This is a genomic window from Archangium violaceum Cb vi76, from assembly GCF_000733295.1.
GTDB lineage: Bacteria > Myxococcota > Myxococcia > Myxococcales > Myxococcaceae > Archangium > Archangium violaceum.
The window spans coordinates 17,460-35,089 of the sequence record NZ_JPMI01000165.1; the positions used below are offsets into that span (position 1 = coordinate 17,460).

Sequence of the window (17,630 nt, forward strand, 5' to 3'; positions counted from 1 at the left end):
GCAATCCTGGCCCACAGGGCGTTGCGCGTACCGCCGGCAGGACCGGTGACCCCAGGCAGGCAGGCGTGGGAGCGCGGCCGGACGGGCCCACCCAGGAGCGAGACAGGATGCAGCCGGGCCAGCGTGTGCACATCTCTACGCGGCGTGTCAGGAGGTGGATAGGCGTGAGCATGAGCACGGGACGCCGGGGCGCGGCGTGGGGGGTCCTCGTCTTGCTGGGGCTGGCAATGCTCCCCGGCTGCGACCGGGGGAGCCCGCGGGCGCAGCAGCCCCAGGAGAAGGCACCGGTGGTGCTCGGGCCGGACGATGTGGTCCGGGTGGAGCCGCGGACGCTGGAGAGTGGGCCTGTCCTCTCCGGCACGCTCCAGGCCCGGCGTGCCGCGACCATGCGCGCCGAGGTCCAGGGGGCCGTCCTGGAGATGCTCGTGGAGCAGGGCCAGAAGGTGAAGAAGGGTCAGCTGCTCGCGCGCATCGAGGACACCTCGTTGCAGGACCAGTTGATCGCCGCGCGCAGCGCGGTGCGGGTGGCGCGCAGTGGACTCCGGGTGGCCCGGGCCGAGGAGGAGCGCAACCGCAAGTTGGCCGACGCGGGCGTCATCACCCGCCGCGAGCTGGCGCGGGTGGAGCTCGCCCGCTTCCAGGCCCAGGCGCAGCTCTCCGATGCCGAGGCCCGGCTCGCGCTCGCGCGTCAGCAGGTGGGCCGCACCCGCATCCGCGCGCCCTTCGCCGGCGTGGTGAGCGAGCGTCTCGCCAGCGCGGGCGACATCGTCCAGCCGGGCACCGCGCTCTACACCGTCATCGACCCCACCAGCCTGCGTCTGGAGGCCTCCGTTCCGGCCGCGCAGCTCAGCGTGCTCGAGCCCGGCGTCGGGGTGGCCTTCAACGTGGCCGGTTTCGGGGAGCGCTCCTTCGAGGGCCGCATCGAGCAGGTCAACCCGGCGGTGGATCCGGGAACGGGCCAGGTGCGCATCTACGTCGCCCTGCCCAACACCGAGCAGGTGCTGCTCACGGGGCTCTCCGCCGAGGGGCGGGTGGCGGCGCTGCGGCGCGAAGTCCCCGCGGTGCCCGTGTCGGCGGTGGACGTGCGCGCCGAGCCGCCCACGGTGCTGCGTGTGAAGGACGGCCGGGTGGAGCGCGTGCAGGTGAAGCTTGGCATGACGGACGAGTTGGAGCGGCTGGTGGAGCTGCGCTCCGGCGTGCAACCCGGGGACGTGCTGCTGCGAACCTCGTCGGGGGATGTCGCCGAGGGGACCTCCGTGGAGCTGCGGCTGCCCCAGCGGCCCCAGGAGTCCGGGCCTGGCGTGGGCGGCGGTGGCACTCCGCCGGGCGAGTCCCCGCCCCAGCAGCCCGTGCCCCGCTGAGCCTCGTTGAAGGAGAGCCTTTCCGTGTTCATCTCCAACTTCGCCATCAAGAAGCCCATCGTCACCATCACCGCCATGTTGGCGCTGGTGGTGTTCGGCCTGGTGGCGCTCGTCTCCCTGCGGACGGACGAGTTCCCCGACGTCCAGCAGCCCATCATCAACGTCACCATCGTCTACCCGGGCGCTTCCCCGGACGTGGTCGAGCGCGAGCTGGTGGAGCCCATCGAGGACGCCCTCTTCGCCATCAGCGGCGTGGATGCCGCGCAGTCCACCTCCAGCGCCATCGACGGCCTCGCCCAGTTCACCATCTTCTTCGACTTCGAGAAGAACCTGCAGGAGGCCTCGCAGGACGTGCGCGACGCCATCTCCAGCAAGCGCGCCGATCTGCCCCTGGAGATGGAGGAGCCCGTCCTCACGCGCTTCGATCCGGCGGACATTCCCATCGTCTCCATGGCCATCACCTCGGACACGATGCCGGCCACGGCGCTCACCCGGCTGGTGGACCCGGGCATCGTGGGTGAGCTGCGCTCCATTCCAGGCGTGGCCCAGGCCTCGGTGGTGGGTGGCATCGAGCGGGAGATGTCCGTCTTCGTCAGCCCACAGTCCCTGCGGGCCGCGGGGCTGAGCATCTCGCAGGTGGTGCAGGCGCTGCAGGCGCAGAACCTCGCCGCGCCGGTGGGCCGGCTGGACGGACCGCTGGAGGAGACGACCATCCGCCTCAAGGGCCGGCTGGAGACGCCCGAGGACTTCGCGCGTGTCGTCATCGCCGAGCGCGGGGGCCAGCCCATCCGGCTCGGCCAGGTGGCGAAGGTGATGGATGGCACCGAGGACCCCCGCACCCTGGCCCTCTTCAACAGCCGCGAGGCGGTGGGCATCGACATCCTCAAGTCCAAGGGCTACAGCACCACCGAGGTGGCCGATGCCGTGCGCGAGCGCATCCAGGCCCTCCAGTCCAAGCTGCCCCCGGGCGTGAAGATGGAGATCGTCCGCGACTCGGGCGTGCAGGTGGACAACGCGGTGGCGAACGTGCAGTCCGCGCTCGTGGAAGGCGCGCTGCTCACCGTGCTGGTGGTGTTCCTCTTCCTCAATTCCTGGCGCTCCACCGTCATCACCGGCCTGGCGCTGCCGGTGAGTGTGCTGGCGTCCTTCATCAGCGTGTGGGCGTTCGGCTTCACGCTCAACACCATGTCGCTGCTCGGCCTCACGCTGGCCATCGGTATCCTCATCGACGACGCCATCGTGGTGCGCGAGAACATCGTCCGCCACATCGAGATGGGGAAGGACCACTACACCGCCTCGCGCGAGGGCACGAGTGAGATTGGCCTCGCGGTGGCGGCGACCACGTTCTCCATCGTGGCGGTGTTCGTCCCGGTGGCCTTCATGTACGGCGTGGCGGGCCAGTGGTTCAAACCCTTCGCCCTCACCATCGCGTGCTCCGTGCTGGTGTCGCTCTTCGTGAGCTTCTCGTTGGACCCGATGCTCTCCGCGTACTGGCCAGACCCAGCGGTGGAGAAGGGGGCGCACAAGGGACCCATCTCCCGGGTGCTGGCGCGCTTCAACCACTGGTTCGATCGGCAGGCGGACAACTACAAGGGCGTCATCGCCTGGGCGCTGGACCACCGGCTGGCCATGGTGTTGGTGGCGGTGGGCTCGCTGGTGGGCGCGCTGGTGTTGCAGGGGGCCTTCGGCGGCGCGGGCTTCGTCCCGGTGAGCGACCGGGCCGAGGTGGAGATGCTGGTGGAGACGCCCGCGGGCTCCAGCCTCGAATATACGAAGCGCAAGGTGGAGGAGGTGACGCGCATCGCTCGCAACCACGGCGAGGTGCGCTACACCTTCACCACCATCGGCACGCCGCTGCCGCTGCGCTCGCCGGGCGTGGACCAGGCGCTGGTGTACGTGAAGCTGACGCCCAAGCACGAGCGGGAGGTGAGCCAGGAGCAGCTCGGTGTCACGCTGCGCGAGGAGATGGCGCGCGTGGCCGGGGCGAACGTCTCCGTCTTCACCAGTGGTTTTGGCGGCGCCTTCAAGTCCATCCAGCTGGAGCTGCGCGGGCCGGATGCGCGGGAGCTGACGCGGCTGGCCGAGCAGTTGCGCCGCGAGGTGGAGAAGGTGCCGGGCGCGGTGGACGTGGGCCTGTCCACGCGCGGGGAGAAGCCGGAGGTGGAGGTGGAGGTGGACCGCGCCGTGGCGGGCCGGCTGAACGTGACGGTGGCCCAGGTGGCGCAGGCGATGCGCGCGGCCTTCGCGGGTGTGGACTCGGGGGACTGGGTGGATCCGTCGGGCGAGACGCGGGACGTGATGGTGCGGGTGGTGCCCGAGGCCCGGGTGCGTCCGGGTGACCTGGGGCAACTCCCGCTGGTGGCGGGCGCGACACAGGGGGGGCCTCCGGCCCTGGTTCCCCTGGGACAGGTGGCCCGCATCCGCGAGACGGTGGGGCCCGCTCAAATCAACCACCTCAACCGCGAGAAGGTCATCAACATCCAGGCCAACGTGCAGGGGCGCTCGTTGTCGGAGGTGATGACGGACATCCGGGCGCGCCTGGACCAGGTGCGGCTGCCGCCGGGCTACGTCCTGGGCGAGGGCGGCGAGGCGAGGGATCAGGCCGAGGTGTTCAGCCGTGTCTTCCTCGCGCTCGGGGTGGCGGTGCTATTGATGTATCTCATCCTGGTCATCCAGTTCGGCTCGTTCCTGGATCCGCTGGCCATCCTCATTTCACTGCCGTTGTCACTCATTGGCGTGGTGCTGGCACTGCTGGTGACGGGAGACACGCTCAACATCATGAGCCTCATCGGCGTCATCCTGCTGATGGGCATCGTGGCCAAGAACGCCATCCTGCTCATCGACTTCGCCAGGTGGGCGCACTCGCGAGGCCTGTCCATGCGCGAGGCGCTCATCGAGGCGGGGCGCATCCGCCTGCGGCCCATCATGATGACGACGCTGGCCATCATCGCGGGCATGGTGCCGGTAGCGCTGGGCGCGGGCGAGGGTGGCGACTTCCGCGCGCCGTTGGGGCGTGCCGTCATCGGCGGCGTCATCACCTCCACCTTGTTGACCCTCCTGGTGATTCCGACGGTGTATGAGATTCTTCACGACGCGCGCACGTGGATGTTGGGTAAGCTGAGGCGCGGCAAGGAACACGGAGGCCGTGAGCCGGTGCAGCGTCCCCCCCAGACGCGCCCGGGAACGTGAGGAAGGACCGAGGTTGGCTCAGGTAACGGTTCATACGCGGTTGTGCCGGAACCTGCGGGGGTTCGCCGTCATCCAAGGAGGCCTCGTCCTCGCGGTGGGTCTGCTGGTCTTCGTGGCCTGGCTGACTGGCATCGACTCCCTCAAGGGACTGCGGCCGGGGCTGCCCACCATGAAGGCCAACACGGCCTTGTGCTTCATCCTCTCCGGCGCCTCGCTGGTGCTGGTGGCGCTTCCCAGCGAGCGCCCCCTGGTGCGGCGGAGCGCGCGGGGGGGCGCGGTGCTCGTCACCCTCCTCAGTGGCCTGACGTTCGCTCAATACCTCTTCGACGTGGATCTGGGTCTCGACCAGCTCCTCGTGGCGGACCCCCGGCACGGGGTGGAGCTCGGTTATCCGGGGCGCATGGCTCCCAACACGGCCGTCTGCTTCATCCTGCTCGGGGTGGCGCTCGTGTTCATCGAGTTGAAGACGCGGTTCATCGGCTGGCCCTCCCAGTGCCTGGCCTCGCTCGCGACGCTCATCGCGCTGGTGGGCTTCGTGGGCTACCTCTACGGCCAGGAGGAGTTCCCCGGTCTCAGCCGCTACACGCAGATGGCGGTGCACACCACCGTGTGTTTCCTGCTGATCTCCCCGGGAGTCTTCCTCGCCCGTCCGGATCGTGGCTTCATGAGCGTGGTCACCCACTCGGGCGTGGGCGGGGTGCTCTCGCGCTGGCTGTTGCCGCCCGCCTTCGTCCTGCCCGTCCTCCTGGGCGGGCTGGTGCTCACGGGTTACCGGGCCGGGGCCTACGCGCTGCCGTTCGCGCTGGCGCTCATCGCCGTGGGCAACGTCATCGCCTTCGCCGCGCTGGTGTGGGGCGCCGCCTTCGCGCTGGACCGGGTGGAAGCCCGGCGACAACGCGTCGAGGAGGAGCGGGTGCGGCTCGAGGCCCGGGAGCAGGCCGCGCGGGCCGAGGCCGCCGTCCAACAGCGTGAGCGCTCACGGGCCGAAGCCGCCGAGCGGGAAGCCCAGCGCGCCGTCCGCACCCGCGAGGACGTGCTGGCCGTGGTGAGCCATGACCTGAAGAACCCGCTGGGCTCCATCGCGCTGAGCACCCAGTTGATGCGGCGGCTCCTCCCCCCGGGCGAGGAGGGCGAGCGGCTCCGTAAGCACACCCACACCATCGAACGCTCGGTGGAGCGGATGGACCGGCTCATCAAGGATCTGCTCGACATGGCCAGCCTCCAGGCCGGGCAGCTGAAGCTGGTCCTCGGGCGCTACGGGGTGGACGACCTGGTGCGCGATGGGCTGGTGTTGCTCGAGCCGCTGGCCATCGAGAAGCGGGTGGAGTTGCGCACGCGCCTGCCGCGGGAGCGCTGCTGGGTGGAGTGTGACCGGGACCGCTTCTTCCAGGTGCTGTCCAACCTGGTGGGCAATGCCCTGAAGTTCACCCCCGAGGGGGGGACGGTGACGGTGGAGGTGGTGCCCGGAGGAGGCTTCGTGCGCTTCTGCGTGCGGGACACCGGCCCGGGCATCCCCGCCGAGGCACTGCCCCACCTCTTCGAGCCCTTCTGGCAGGTAGAAGGAACGGGAAAGAAGGGGACGGGGCTGGGCCTCACCATCAGCCGGGGCCTCGTGCTGGCCCATGGTGGCTCCCTGGAGGTGGAGAGCGAGCAGGGGCAGGGCAGCACCTTCTCCTTCACCCTGCCGCGGCCTTCGCCCCGGGGAGAGCGGACCCAGGCCTCCGAGTCCCCCGTGCACTGAGCGGGCAGGCGAGCATCCTTTATCGAACAGCTCGTGGGGCTGTGCCAGACTGCGGCGCGCGCTCCGCGAGGATGCGGAGGGCGAAGTCATTTCGCGGGAGTACTGCCCATGACGGACGTGCGCTGGACGAACGAGTTCCTGGATTCCATGCGCGAGGTGTGTGACCCGCCGGCGGACGAGGCGGTGCAGAGCCTCTTCACGCAGGGGATGGTGGGTTCCGCCAACGAGCTGATGAAGCAGCTGGTGGCGAACGAGACGGTGACGGCGGAGCAGTTGCCGGTGCCGCTGCGGGGCTACTTCGAGCAGAGCGTGAAGCTGCCCTCCTGGGCGGACAAGGAGCTCATTCGCGAGGGGCAGGCGGCGTTCAGCCGGTGTGGCTCGCTGTCGGTGGTGGCGCTGGTGTGCGCGTCGCTGCCCACGTGCTACGCGGGGGCCGAGGGCGTGCAGGTGCTGCACCTGACGGCGCGGCTGCAGACGGACACCAAGCGGCGCATCATCGAGACGGCGCAGATGGTGGTGGACGTGATGTCGCCGGGAGGCCTGGAGCCGGACGGCTGGGGCCTGCGGGACGCGCAGAAGGTGCGGCTGATGCACGCGGCGGTGCGCCACCTCATCCGTCAGAGCGGCCGGTGGACTCCGGCGTGGGGCCAGCCCATCAACCAGGAGGACATGGCGGGCACGCTGGTGACGTTCTCGGTGGTGACGATCCGCGCGCTGGTGAAGATGGGCTACACGCTCGAGCCGCGCGAGGAGCAGGCCTACTACCACGCGTGGCGGGTGGTGGGGTACCTGATGGGGGTGGACGAGCGCCTGCTGCCGGAGACGTACGAGGAGGGCAGCCGCCTGGCGGACGCCATCTTCGCGCGCGTGTTCCGCTCCTGCGAGCAGGGCAAGGTGATGACGCAGGCGCTCATCGAGCAGGTGGAGCACATCATTCCCGGCAACCTCTTCGATGGGCTGTGCAGCACGCTCATCCGCCATCTGATTGGCGACCAGACGGCGGATCTGATCGCCGTGCCGCCGGCGGACTGGACGCGTGCGTTGATCAAACCGTTGCAGCTGCTGGGCTGGGTGATGGACGAGGGCGACGAGGCGAACATCGTGAACGCGAAGCTCAGCGAGCTGTTCGGGCGCAAGCTGCTGGAGGGAATCGTGTGGGTGAGCCGCGGCAACGAGCGCCCGCCCTTCCGCATCCCCGAGCAGCTGCGCGAGTCGTGGAACGTGCGCAGCCGCGAGCAGCAGCTGGCCTGACGCCACTCAGGTCTGGGTGGTGGCAGCCGCGCCGAGCGTGAAGCGGAACGTGCTGCCTTGCCCAGGGGTGGACTCCACCCAGATGCGTCCGCCGTGGCGCTCGACGATCTTCTTGCAGATGGACAGGCCGATACCCGTGCCCGCGTACTCCTCCTTGCCGTGCAGCCGCTGGAAGATGGCGAAGATGCGCTCGTAGTACTGCGGCTCGATGCCGATGCCGTTGTCCTCCACCGCCACCGTCACCGTGTCGCCCTCTTGTTGGGCCGACACGCGGATGCGCGGAGGCCGCTCGCCGCGGAACTTCACCGCGTTGCCCACCAGGTTCTGCAGCAGCTGCGCCAGCTGCGTCTCGTCTCCCTTCACCCAGGGCAGCGGCTCCACCTCCACCTCCGCGCCGGACTCCCGCAGCGCCAGGCGCAGGTGGGACAGCGCCCGCTCCATGCCTCGCTCCAGCGGCACCGTCACCAGCTCCTTGCCCCGCGTGCCCACGCGCGAGTAGGCCAGCAGATCATTGATGAGCGCCTGCATGCGCGTGGCCCCGTCCACCGCGTAGCGGATGAACTCGTCCGCGTCCGCGTCCAGCTTGCCCTTGTAGCGCCTCGACAGCAGCTGCACGTAGCTGGCCACCATCCGCAGCGGCTCCTGCAGGTCATGCGAGGCCACATAGGCGAACTGCTCCAGGTCCGCGTTGGAGCGCGTCAGCTCCTGCGCGCGCTGGGCCAGCTCGGCCTGGGTCTTCTCCAGGCTCGCCAGCAGCTCGGCGGTGTGCTGACGGGCCCGCTCCGCCTCGGCGCGCGCGGCCTGCTCGCGCACCAGCCGGCGTGCGTCCTCCTCCAGGGCCAGCCGCTCGGTGATGTCCGTGCACACGCCCGTCAGCCGCGAGGGCCGGCCCTGCTCGTCCAGCGTGAGCCGGCCATGGGCCTCCACCTGGCGCACCCGCCCGTCCGGCAGGACGATGCGGTATTGCACGTGGTGCTCCGGCTGTAGCTCGGCCACCACCCGCTGGATGCTGGTGAGCACGCGCTCCCGGTCCTCGGGGTGCATGTCGCTCTGGTAGTCCTCGAAGCCGCCGCCGAAGCTGCCCTCGGGAATGCCATGGAGGCGCTCCAGCTCGGGTGACCAGGTGACCCGCTGGGCCTGGATGTCCCACTCCCAGGCACCCATCCGGCCCGCCTCGAGCGCCACCGCCTGCCGCGTCTGGGCGCGCTTCGCCTCCGTGTAGAGGCGGGCGTTGTCCACCGCGAGCGCGGCCCGGCGCGCCAGCTCCTCCACCAGCTGAAGCTCCTCGGGCCCCAATCTCCGCAAGGACTCGGCGGTGGCCACCGAGAGCGTGCCCAGTGTCCGCCCCCGGGCGTTGAGCGGCACCACCATCAGCGAGCGCAGGCCCAGCTCGCGCAGGATGCGCAGGTGCTCCTCGCCGCGCGCGGCCGCCACCAGCATCGCGTCGGTGATGTCGGAGGTGAGCTCCGGTTGGCCCGTGCGCATCACGTGGTCGATGCCACTCCGGGCCCCGGGGGCCGTGGGGTAGAGCTCGGCCAGCCGCCGCGCCAGCTCCACCTTGGCGGGGTCCATGTGGATGGAGGCCACCTGCCGTGACGGGGCGCTGTCTCCCGCGAGGTGCACCGCGCACCAGTCCGCCAGCCGGGGCACCAGCAGGCGCGCCGTGGCGGCCAGCGTGCCCTCCAGGTCCAGCGAGGCGGAGAGCAACTCCCCGGCTCCGGCCAGCAGGCTCAGCCGCTCCTCGGTGCGCATCACCTCGGTGACATCCCGGAAGACGTTGATGGCGTACACCACCTGGCCCCGCGTGTCGCGCACCGGCGCCGAGGACACCCGGCTCCAGGTTTCCTCGCCCGTGTGCTTGTCGCGGAAGCGCAGCACCCGCTCGGGTGCACTCCCGCGGGTGATGACCTGCCGGCCGGGCAGTTGGTCGAGCCTCAACGGATTGCCCGCGGTGTCGAGGACGTCGTAGCGCTCGAATACCCTGCCGCTGCCCGTGCGCACCAGCTCCTCCGGGGAGGCGGCGCCGAGGATGCGCGCGGCGGCCGGGTTGGCGAAGCACAGCGAGAAGTCCTGCTCCTGCACGGTGACGCCGTCGTTCACCTGGGCGAAGAGCGCGTCCACGAGCGGGCGGGCCTGCTCGAAGAGCCGGGCCAGCATCTCCGCCCCCAGGTTCCCCGCCGGACGGTCCTCGGGCGGGGAAGGGTGCGAGGGAGGAAGGGCCGCCGTGCTCATCAGGAACTCCAGGTCGAGGAAGACAATCCCCCGAGGGGGCTCGAAAGCTCCCAATGGAACGCGGGGACGTCCATCCACATGCCCGGGCACTGTTCACTGGTGGGAGTCGTGGACGAAGGGGTTCACGGTTCCTCCGCCATCCCCTAGGGTAGGCCTCTCCCCCGACAGGTGCCGATGCCCCGAGGAAACCTGCCCGAAGACTACCGGCGACACGTGACGGCGGCCCTGGCCGCGCTCGACGTGCGCAACCTGGTGTTGAGCATCCACGACCCGAGCTTCCCGAGCGCTCCAGGCGAGGACACGGGCCGGGGCACGCCGTACTCGGAAGGGGGCATGGGCTTCCTCGAGTTCGCGCGGGAGCTGGGCTTCAACGGCATCCAGCTCGGCCCGCAGGGGCAGACGTCGGAGGACAACGCCTCGCCGTACGATGGGACGCTCTTCTCGCGCAACATGTTGAACGTGGCGCTCGCGCCACTCACGCACGAGGAGACCTGGGGTGGGCTGGTGCGGCCCGAGCGGTTGCAATCCCTCGTCTCGGCGAGGCCGGGTGGGGGCACACGGGTGACGCACCGCTATGCCTTCCGGGCCCAGCACGAGGCGCTGGAGTCGGCCTGGGAGGCCTTCCAGCACAAGCGGCTCCAGGCGGCGCCCGGCGGCCCCATCGCCTGGCTCTCCGAGCACTTCGACACCTTCCGGCGCCAGCACCACGAGTGGCTGGAGCGGGACGCGCTCTACGACGTGCTCTGCCTGGAGCATGGCCGCCCCTACTGGAAGGAGTGGCCGAGCGAGTGGGACCGGCGGCTGTGGAGCCCGCGCCCGGGCGAGGAGGCGCCGTTCGCCAAGCGCCGGCAGGTGCTGTTGGCGAAGTACGCGGTGCGGGTGGAGGCCCATGCCTTCCAGCAGTTCCTCGTGCATTCGCAGCACGCGGCGCTCCGGGAGCGGACGGCGGCGTGGGGCCTGAAGCTGTACGGAGATCTCCAGATTGGTTTCTCACCGAGGGATGCCTGGGCGTACCAGGGGCTCTTCCTGGGCTCGTACCTGATGGGGGCTCCGCCCAGCCGCACCAACCCCGAGGGCCAGCCGTGGAACTACCCGGTGTTGGATCCGGGGCAGTACCACGCGCCTCCCGACCCGAAGGGGCCGTATCCCGGCGTGCGGCAGCCCGGGCCGGTGTTGTGGTTCATGGGCTCGCGGGTGAACAAGATGCTCTCCGAGTATGACGGGCTGCGCATCGACCATCCGCATGGCCTGGTGTGTCCGTGGGTGTACCGCTCGGGAGAGCTGAACGCGCTGCACGCGGTGCAGCACGGGGCGCGGCTGTTCTCCTCGCCGGACCTGCCGGACCATCCGGAGCTGGCGCGCTGGGCCATCGTGGCGCCAGGGCAGTTGGAGCGCTCGCTGCCGCGCTACGCGGATGGCTGGGTCCGCGAGTTGAGCCAGGAGCAGGTGCGCCGTTACAGCGCGCTCTTCGACGCCATCATCGCCGCGGCGCACGCGCACGGGCGCAAGGTGTCGGACCTGTTGTGCGAGGTGTTGAGCACCCTGCCCCATCCGTTGCAGCGGCTGCTGGAGCAGTACGGGCTGGGACGCTTCCGCGTGACGCAGAAGGCGGACCTGAAGAATCCGCGGGACGTGTACCGGAGCGAGAACGCCGCGCCCCAGGATTGGATCATGGTGGGCAACCACGACACGAAGTCCATCTGGGCGCTGGCGGAGCGCTGGCACCAGGAGGGCGAGGCGCGGGCCCAGGCGGACTACCTGGCGTGGCGGCTGCACCCGGAGGACGAGGGGCGCGAGGACTTCGCGCGGCGGCTGCTGGAGGAGCCGGGGCTGCTGGTGCAGGCGAAGTTCGCGGACCTCTTCGCCAGCCGGGCGGAGAACGTGATGGTGTTCTTCGCGGACCTGCTGGGCATGAAGGAGACGTACAACGCGCCCGGCACGGTGAGCGAGGAGAACTGGAGCCTGCGCGTTCCCCGGGACTACCGGCGCGAGTACGGGGAGAAGCTCGGGGGCGATGGGGCGCTCAACCTGCCGAGGGCGCTGGCCCTGGCCCTGGGCGCGGGCGGAGAGGAGGCGCGCACCCGGCACGCGCAGCTCATCGCGGCCCTGGAGCGGCTGGCCACGGAGCTGCGGCGCGGGTGAGGGGCGTGCTCAGTGCTGCACGTCCACCACGAGGCGGGTGGGCTCGCGCAGCTCCAGCACCCGGTACTTGTTGGGGCGCTTCACGCCGAGCACCCAGGTGACCTCGCCCTCGAAGTCACACGTGAGCTCCAGCTCCTCGAAGATGGGCAGGCCGGGCTTGCGCTCGCGCTCGGCCACGGTGACCTGGGGGCCCTCGTGTGCCTGGGCCGGCTGGACGCGGACCTGCAGCCAGCCCTGGCCGGCGACCTCGGTGGGATTGCCCGAGCCGCATTTGACGACGGGCTTGTCGACGTACTCGATGTGGTAGCCGGGCAGCTGGTCACCGTCGAACTGGAGCACGAGCCGGTCGAAGCCCTCGTTGCGGGCGGTGCGCACCTCGCGCATCGTCACGGGGGCGAAGCCGGAGCGCTTCACGTCCATGAGGCCCGCGGTCCACTCGCGGTTCTTCACGTCCTCCTGCTGCGCGGCCTGCGGGCCCGGAGGGTTGGAGGCGGGCGGGGTGGCACCGGCGGAGGTTCCGGCATCGGTGTCCGTCACGGGGCCCGCGTCGGTGGGCTGCGTGGCGGGAGGGGGAGGGGTGGGCTTCGCGGGCGCGGATGGCTCCGCGGGAGGGGGCGGGGTCGGGGTGGCCTCCTCCTTCTTGCAGGCCGCGGTGGTGAGGCAGGCGGCGAGTCCCAGCGTCGGCATCCAGCGTCCAAGCACCTTCATCATCGTCTCCTGGCGGCCCAAGGCTCCGGGCCGGACGGCGCCCCATGTGGCACGAGCGGCGTCCGAGTGCCAGCACGATTGGTGGGAAGGAAGGGCTCGGGCGGAACCGGGGGGAGGCCGGCTCCGCCTGGAGGCGGAGTGTCAGTCTCCCTCGATGGGGATGAACTGGCCGCGGATCTCCCCGTTCGGGTTTCCGGAGGTGTGGATGTTCACGTAGAAGAGCCCGTCCTTGAAGGCTTCCTGCTCCTCGTCGGAGAGGTCCTTGGTGCCGGTGTAGCTGCCGTTGCGCTGATCCGTGGTGGTGACCGCGAGGCTGAAGACGACCGGGCCATTCACCCCCTGAGCCGCCTGATGGATGTGGACCGAGCTCCCCGTGTCGGGCACCTCCTGGAGATTGCTCTGCAGCCCGGAGAAGCCGCCGGTGACGGTGAGCTTGTCTCCGTCGAGGGTGGCGGTGGCGGTCCCCATCGTGGTGGCGGGCACCGAGGTGGGAGGGACCTCGTTGGCGCCCGAGAGCTGGGTGGTGGCCACCCAGGAGTTCGACCCGCAGCCGGCCAGGGCCAGCAATCCGGCTCCCAGCACTCCCAGCATCGTCCAGCGCTTCGTGTCACGCGTGTGCATTCGTGTCTCCTGTCCGTCCGCCCGGGCGCGTTGGGGCACCCGGGGTGGGTCTCGGGCCCGGCGGCCCGGCCACGTGTCTAGAGGACTTCCGCGTCACGGGCGCGCCACGGGAATGGGGAGTGCCCGGTATCTGGCAGTCCCCTGGCCTTGCAAGAAAGGCATGCGTCCAGGAGTTGTCCCTTCAGGGAGCGCGGAAAATCCCACGGACCGCCTGGGAGGACGTCCCCCGCCGCGTATATCGTGCGGCCGGACGTGTATCCCCCCCTTGGAGTGAAGCACCCATGGCTCTCGACCTCACTTCCCTGCTTGGCGCTCGACGGGACGACACCGTTGGTACGATGGTGCGTGGACTGATCGGCAGCGAAATCCTCCGCATCGCGGGGGAGATCCGCGAACTGGTGGCGCAGGGGAAACAGGTGTGCAACCTCACCGTGGGGGACTTCAGCCCTCGCGAGTTCCCCATTCCCGCGCAGCTGGGTGACGCCATCACCACGGCGTTGAAGGCGGGCGAGACGAACTACCCGCCCTCGGACGGTGTGCTGACGCTGCGGCAGGCGGTGGTTCGCTTCTACGAGCGGGCGCTGGGCCTGAAGTATCCGCTGGAGAGCGTGCTGATCGCCGGAGGCGCGCGGCCGGTCATCTACGCCATCTTCCGCGCGGTGGTGGACGCGGGCGAGACGGTCATCTACCCGGTGCCCTCGTGGAACAACAACCACTACTCGTACATGGTGGGGGCGAAGCCCGTGGAAGTGGTGACGAGCCCCGAGCATGGCTTCATGCCCACGGTGGAGCAACTTGCGCCGCACCTGCCCGAGGCGCGGCTGCTATGCCTATGCAGTCCGCTCAATCCCACGGGGACGATGATCTCCGCCGAGGCGTTGAAGGACATCGGCCAGCGGGTGGTGGAGGAGAACCGCAAGCGCGAGGCGCAGGGGCGCAAGCCGCTCATCGTGATGTACGATCAGATCTACTGGACGCTGACGTTCGGGCAGGCCAAGCACGTGACGCCGCTGGAGCTGGTGCCGGAGCTGGCGCCGTACACGGTGTTCGTGGATGGCATCTCGAAGGCGTTCGCGTCCACGGGTGTGCGTGTGGGCTGGGCGGTGGGGCCGCCGTCCATCATCTCGCGGATGAAGGACGTGCTGGGGCACGTGGGAGCGTGGGCACCCAAGGCCGAGCAGGTGGCGGTGGCGCGTTTCCTGGATGACGTGCCGGCGGTGGCGGACTACCTGGAGACGATGAAGAAGCGGGTGGACGAGCGGCTGGTGGCGCTGCACCAGGGCTTCTCGGCGATGAAGGCGGCGGGGCTGCCGGTGCGCTCCATCGCCCCGCAGGGCGCCATCTACCTGTCGGCGCAGTTCGAGCTGATTGGCAAGGCGGGGCTGCGGACGAACGACGACATCCGCAAGCTGCTGTTGGACAAGGCGGGCTTCGCGCTGGTGCCCTTCCAGGCCTTCGGGTTGAAGACGGACACGGGCTGGTTCCGCCTGTCGGTGGGCGCCGTGTCGATGGAGGAGATCAAATCGGCACTGCCGAGGGTGGAGGCGGTGCTGCGCGAGGTGGTGGGCAGGTAGCGGTCCAGGCCCTCCCTCTCCCCTCGGGAGAGGGCTGGGGTGAGGGTGCCAGACATCCGTTCTGATGCCCGTGCTGGCGTGCCCCGGGCACCTCGGGAATAGTGCCGGGGTGCCGCGGTTCATGGCGGCACGCTCGGAGGGTAGCCGAGCCCTCCCCGAGCGTCTCCGACACGGCACCAGCACCCATGCTCAAGAGATTCGTGAACGTGAAGGACGAGGAGGTGGGCTCGGTCCTGCTGTCCTTCGTGTACTTCTTCACGCTGATGTGTGGCTACGCCATCCTCAAGCCGCTGCGGGACGAGATGGCGACGGCGGGGGGCGTGAAGAACGTGGCCTGGGTCTTCACGGCGACGTTCATGGTGATGCTGGTGGCGGTGCCAGCGTTCTCGGCACTGGTGGCGCGCTGGCCGAGGCAGCGGGTCATCCCGCTCGTCTACCGCTTCTTCCTGCTCAACCTGCTGGGCTTCTTCGTGGTGCTGACGCTGGGGGTGGCGCGGGAGCAGGTGGCGCGCGTCTTCTTCGTCTGGGTGAGCGTCTACAACCTCTTCGTCGTCTCCATCTTCTGGAGCTTCATGGCGGACCTGTTCGAGAGCGAGCAGGGCCGGCGGCTCTTCGGCTTCATCGCCGGTGGAGGCACGGTGGGGATGCTGGTGGGGCCGTTCCTCGTCAAGCACCTGGCCGAGCCGCTGGGGGCCACCCACCTGATGCTCATCACCGCGGTGATGCTGGAGGTGAGCGCCCAATGCGTGCGGCGGTTGTCGCACCGGGCCGTCATCGTGCGCCCCCGGGAGGCCGCGGCCGAGGCGCCCGTGGGAGGTGGCATCTTCGACGGCATCCGGCTGCTGTTCTCCTCGCCGCTGCTGTTGGGGTTGGGGTTGCAGATCCTCCTCTACGCCGCGACTTCCACCTTCCTCTACAACCAGCAGGCCCACATCGTGGCCTCGGTGGCCTCCGGCACCGACGCGCGCACCGCGGCCTTCGCCAACATCGACTTCTGGGTGCAGGCGCTCACGCTGGTGCTGCAGATGGTGGTGGCGGGGCGTCTCATGTCGCGCTTCGGCCTGGGGCTGGTGCTGGCGGTGGCCCCCCTGGTCACCATTCTCGGCTCCCTCTGGCTGGCGGTGTTCCCCACCATGCTGGTGCTCATCGCCTTCAAGTCGCTGCGCGGTGCCACGCACTACTCCCTCGAGCGGCCCGCGCGCGAGGTCCTCTTCACCGGCGTGGACCGCGAGGCGAAGTACAAGACCAAGGGCTTCATCGACACGGTGGTGTACCGCGGCAGCGACTCGGTGAGCTCCTGGTTGTACACGGGCCTCGACAAGCTGGGGATGAGCACCTCGGCGCTGTCCCTGGCCACGATTCCGCTGGCGGGCCTGTGGCTCGCGGTGTCCCTGTGGCTCGCCCGGCTCGCCCGGAAACCGGAGCCCTCCACTCCCGCCGCGACGTCCGCGCTGGCGTCCCCCGTGGACGCGGCCCGCTGACCCGCGGCGTGCGACCCGGCACGGCTTCATCCGTTTCATCCGAAGAGGGGGTTCATCCGCATGAAGCTGTCTCGCAGAGGGGTGTTGAAGGGAGCCGCCGCGCTCGGGTCGCTCTGGACCGTGGGGTGTGCTTCCACCAAGAAGGAGGGGAGTGAGGTGGCGAAGGTGTCCACGCCGAAGGGAGGGGGCAAGCGCATCCTCATCCTCGGAGGCACGGGCTTCCTCGGGCCCCAACTGGTGGAGGCGGCGCGCGCGCGCGGCCACACCGTCACGCTCTTCAACCGCGGCAAGACGCGGCCCCACCTCTTCCCGGACGTGGAGAAGTTGCACGGGGATAGAGACCCCAAGAACGGCGAGGGCCTGAAGGTGCTCGAGGGCCGTACGTGGGACGCCGTCGTGGACACCTCCGGCTATGTGCCGCGCGTGGTGCGTGCCTCGGCGGAGCTGCTGGCGCCCAATGTGGGCCACTACGTCTTCATCTCCTCCATCTCCGTCTACAAGGAGCTGCCCCGGCCGGGCATGGACGAGGACTCGACGCTGGCCACCGTGGAGGACCCCACCAACGAGAACGTCCGCGAGAACTACGGCGCCCTCAAGGCGCTCTGCGAGAAGGCGGCCGAGGCGGCCTTCCCCGGACGCACCACCAACATCCGCCCCGGCCTCATCGTGGGCCCGGATGACCCCACGCAGCGCTTCACCTACTGGCCGGTGCGCGTGGCCCGGGGCGGCGAGGTGCTCGCTCCCGGCAGTGGCGCGGACCCGGCGCAGTTCATCGACGTGCGCGACCTGGCCGAGTGGACGATCCTCACCATCGAGAACCGGGACATGGGCGCCTTCAACGCCACGGGCCCGGAGAAACCGCTCACCATGAAGGGGATGCTGGAGGCCTGCGAACAGGCCAGCAACAGCGACGCCACCTTCACCTGGGCGGATGCCGCCTTCCTGGAGAAGCACAACGTGAAGGCGTGGATGGACATGCCGGTGTGGGTGACGCCCGGGGGCGAGCTGGCGGGCATGACCGCCCTCAGCAACGCCCGGGCGGTGGCTCGCGGACTGAAGTTCCGCCCGACGGTGGACACGGCGCGCGACACCCTCACCTGGTTCAACGGGCTGCCCCCGGAGCGTCAGGCGGAGCTGCGGAAGCGGGCCGGCCTCCCTCCGGAGCGCGAGCGCGAGGTGCTCGCCGCCTGGCACCAGCAGCGGTCCGGGGCGGCCCACGCGCCCTGAGTCCTGGGCGCGGACAAAAAAAGGGGGGATGCCCGGGTTGAACCGAGGCATCCCCCATCACTCCGGCCCCGGCTGCTCCGCCCTCCCCCTCTGACGGGCAGGA

At 70.0% G+C, this 17,630-nt stretch carries 11 protein-coding genes; 8 read left to right on the forward strand and 3 right to left on the reverse strand.

Translation table 11 applies throughout. The annotated features are described in order from the left end of the window. Positions 1 to 170: 170 nt before the first annotated feature. The 4 genes from Q664_RS23905 to Q664_RS23920 all read left to right on the forward strand — a co-directional run bounded on the left by Q664_RS23905 (position 171) and on the right by Q664_RS23920 (position 7,542). Complete coding sequence (locus tag Q664_RS23905) at positions 171 to 1,361, forward strand: efflux RND transporter periplasmic adaptor subunit (RefSeq protein WP_043400206.1); 1,191 nt, start codon at positions 171 to 173, stop codon at positions 1,359 to 1,361. Positions 1,362 to 1,385: 24 nt separating this feature from the next. Then, positions 1,386 to 4,550, forward strand: a complete 3,165-nt coding sequence (locus tag Q664_RS23910; protein WP_043400065.1) for an efflux RND transporter permease subunit — start codon at positions 1,386 to 1,388, stop codon at positions 4,548 to 4,550. Positions 4,551 to 4,563: 13 nt separating this feature from the next. Then, positions 4,564 to 6,291 (forward strand): sensor histidine kinase, encoded by a 1,728-nt coding sequence (locus Q664_RS52565; RefSeq protein WP_152622306.1) that lies wholly within the window; start codon positions 4,564 to 4,566, stop codon positions 6,289 to 6,291. Between the two features lie 108 nt (positions 6,292 to 6,399). After that, positions 6,400 to 7,542: an oxygenase MpaB family protein gene (locus tag Q664_RS23920; RefSeq protein WP_052518586.1), complete on the forward strand. Its 1,143-nt coding sequence runs from the start codon at positions 6,400 to 6,402 to the stop codon at positions 7,540 to 7,542. Between the two features lie 6 nt (positions 7,543 to 7,548). On the opposite strand, the gene Q664_RS52570 is transcribed toward Q664_RS23920, so the two are convergent. Beyond that, entirely contained in the window at positions 7,549 to 9,774 is a 2,226-nt protein-coding gene (locus Q664_RS52570; RefSeq protein ID WP_052518587.1) for an ATP-binding protein, read from the reverse strand. Between the two features lie 174 nt (positions 9,775 to 9,948). Between Q664_RS52570 and Q664_RS23930 the strand changes: the two genes are divergently transcribed. After that, positions 9,949 to 11,916, forward strand: coding sequence for a 4-alpha-glucanotransferase (locus Q664_RS23930; protein WP_043400067.1), 1,968 nt, complete (start codon positions 9,949 to 9,951; stop codon positions 11,914 to 11,916). Positions 11,917 to 11,925: 9 nt separating this feature from the next. Here the strand turns inward: Q664_RS23930 and Q664_RS23935 are convergent, their stop codons facing one another. Then, positions 11,926 to 12,627 (reverse strand): AMIN-like domain-containing (lipo)protein, encoded by a 702-nt coding sequence (locus Q664_RS23935; protein WP_043400069.1) that lies wholly within the window; start codon positions 12,625 to 12,627, stop codon positions 11,926 to 11,928. A 138-nt stretch (positions 12,628 to 12,765) separates the two neighbouring features. After that, positions 12,766 to 13,245 carry a CHRD domain-containing protein gene (locus tag Q664_RS23940; protein ID WP_043400071.1) on the reverse strand — a complete coding sequence of 160 codons (480 nt, stop codon included), beginning with the start codon at positions 13,243 to 13,245 and terminating at the stop codon, positions 12,766 to 12,768. A gap of 281 nt (positions 13,246 to 13,526) precedes the next feature. On the opposite strand from Q664_RS23940, the gene Q664_RS23945 reads away from it, so the two are divergent. The 3 genes from Q664_RS23945 to Q664_RS23955 all read left to right on the forward strand — a co-directional run bounded on the left by Q664_RS23945 (position 13,527) and on the right by Q664_RS23955 (position 17,527). Further along, positions 13,527 to 14,819, forward strand: coding sequence for a pyridoxal phosphate-dependent aminotransferase (locus Q664_RS23945; RefSeq protein WP_043400073.1), 1,293 nt, complete (start codon positions 13,527 to 13,529; stop codon positions 14,817 to 14,819). Positions 14,820 to 15,004: 185 nt separating this feature from the next. Continuing rightward, positions 15,005 to 16,300, forward strand: a complete 1,296-nt coding sequence (locus Q664_RS23950; RefSeq protein ID WP_043400076.1) for an NTP/NDP exchange transporter — start codon at positions 15,005 to 15,007, stop codon at positions 16,298 to 16,300. 60 nt (positions 16,301 to 16,360) lie between these two features. After that, the gene (locus Q664_RS23955) at positions 16,361 to 17,527 is read left to right on the forward strand and encodes an SDR family oxidoreductase (protein ID WP_043400078.1); all 1,167 of its coding nucleotides are present in this window, start codon (positions 16,361 to 16,363) and stop codon (positions 17,525 to 17,527) included. Positions 17,528 to 17,630 lie beyond the last annotated feature (103 nt).

Coding starts and splice junctions, on each gene's coding strand:
- Q664_RS23955 (WP_043400078.1), top strand. CDS start 16,361: ATGAAGCTGTCTCGCAGAGGGGTGTTGAAGGGAGCCGCCGCGCTCGGG.
- Q664_RS23930 (WP_043400067.1), top strand. CDS start 9,949: ATGCCCCGAGGAAACCTGCCCGAAGACTACCGGCGACACGTGACGGCG.
- Q664_RS52570 (WP_052518587.1), bottom strand. CDS start 9,774: ATGAGCACGGCGGCCCTTCCTCCCTCGCACCCTTCCCCGCCCGAGGAC.
- Q664_RS23945 (WP_043400073.1), top strand. CDS start 13,527: ATGGCTCTCGACCTCACTTCCCTGCTTGGCGCTCGACGGGACGACACC.
- Q664_RS23940 (WP_043400071.1), bottom strand. CDS start 13,245: ATGCACACGCGTGACACGAAGCGCTGGACGATGCTGGGAGTGCTGGGA.
- Q664_RS23935 (WP_043400069.1), bottom strand. CDS start 12,627: ATGATGAAGGTGCTTGGACGCTGGATGCCGACGCTGGGACTCGCCGCC.
- Q664_RS23905 (WP_043400206.1), top strand. CDS start 171: ATGAGCACGGGACGCCGGGGCGCGGCGTGGGGGGTCCTCGTCTTGCTG.
- Q664_RS23950 (WP_043400076.1), top strand. CDS start 15,005: ATGCTCAAGAGATTCGTGAACGTGAAGGACGAGGAGGTGGGCTCGGTC.
- Q664_RS23920 (WP_052518586.1), top strand. CDS start 6,400: ATGACGGACGTGCGCTGGACGAACGAGTTCCTGGATTCCATGCGCGAG.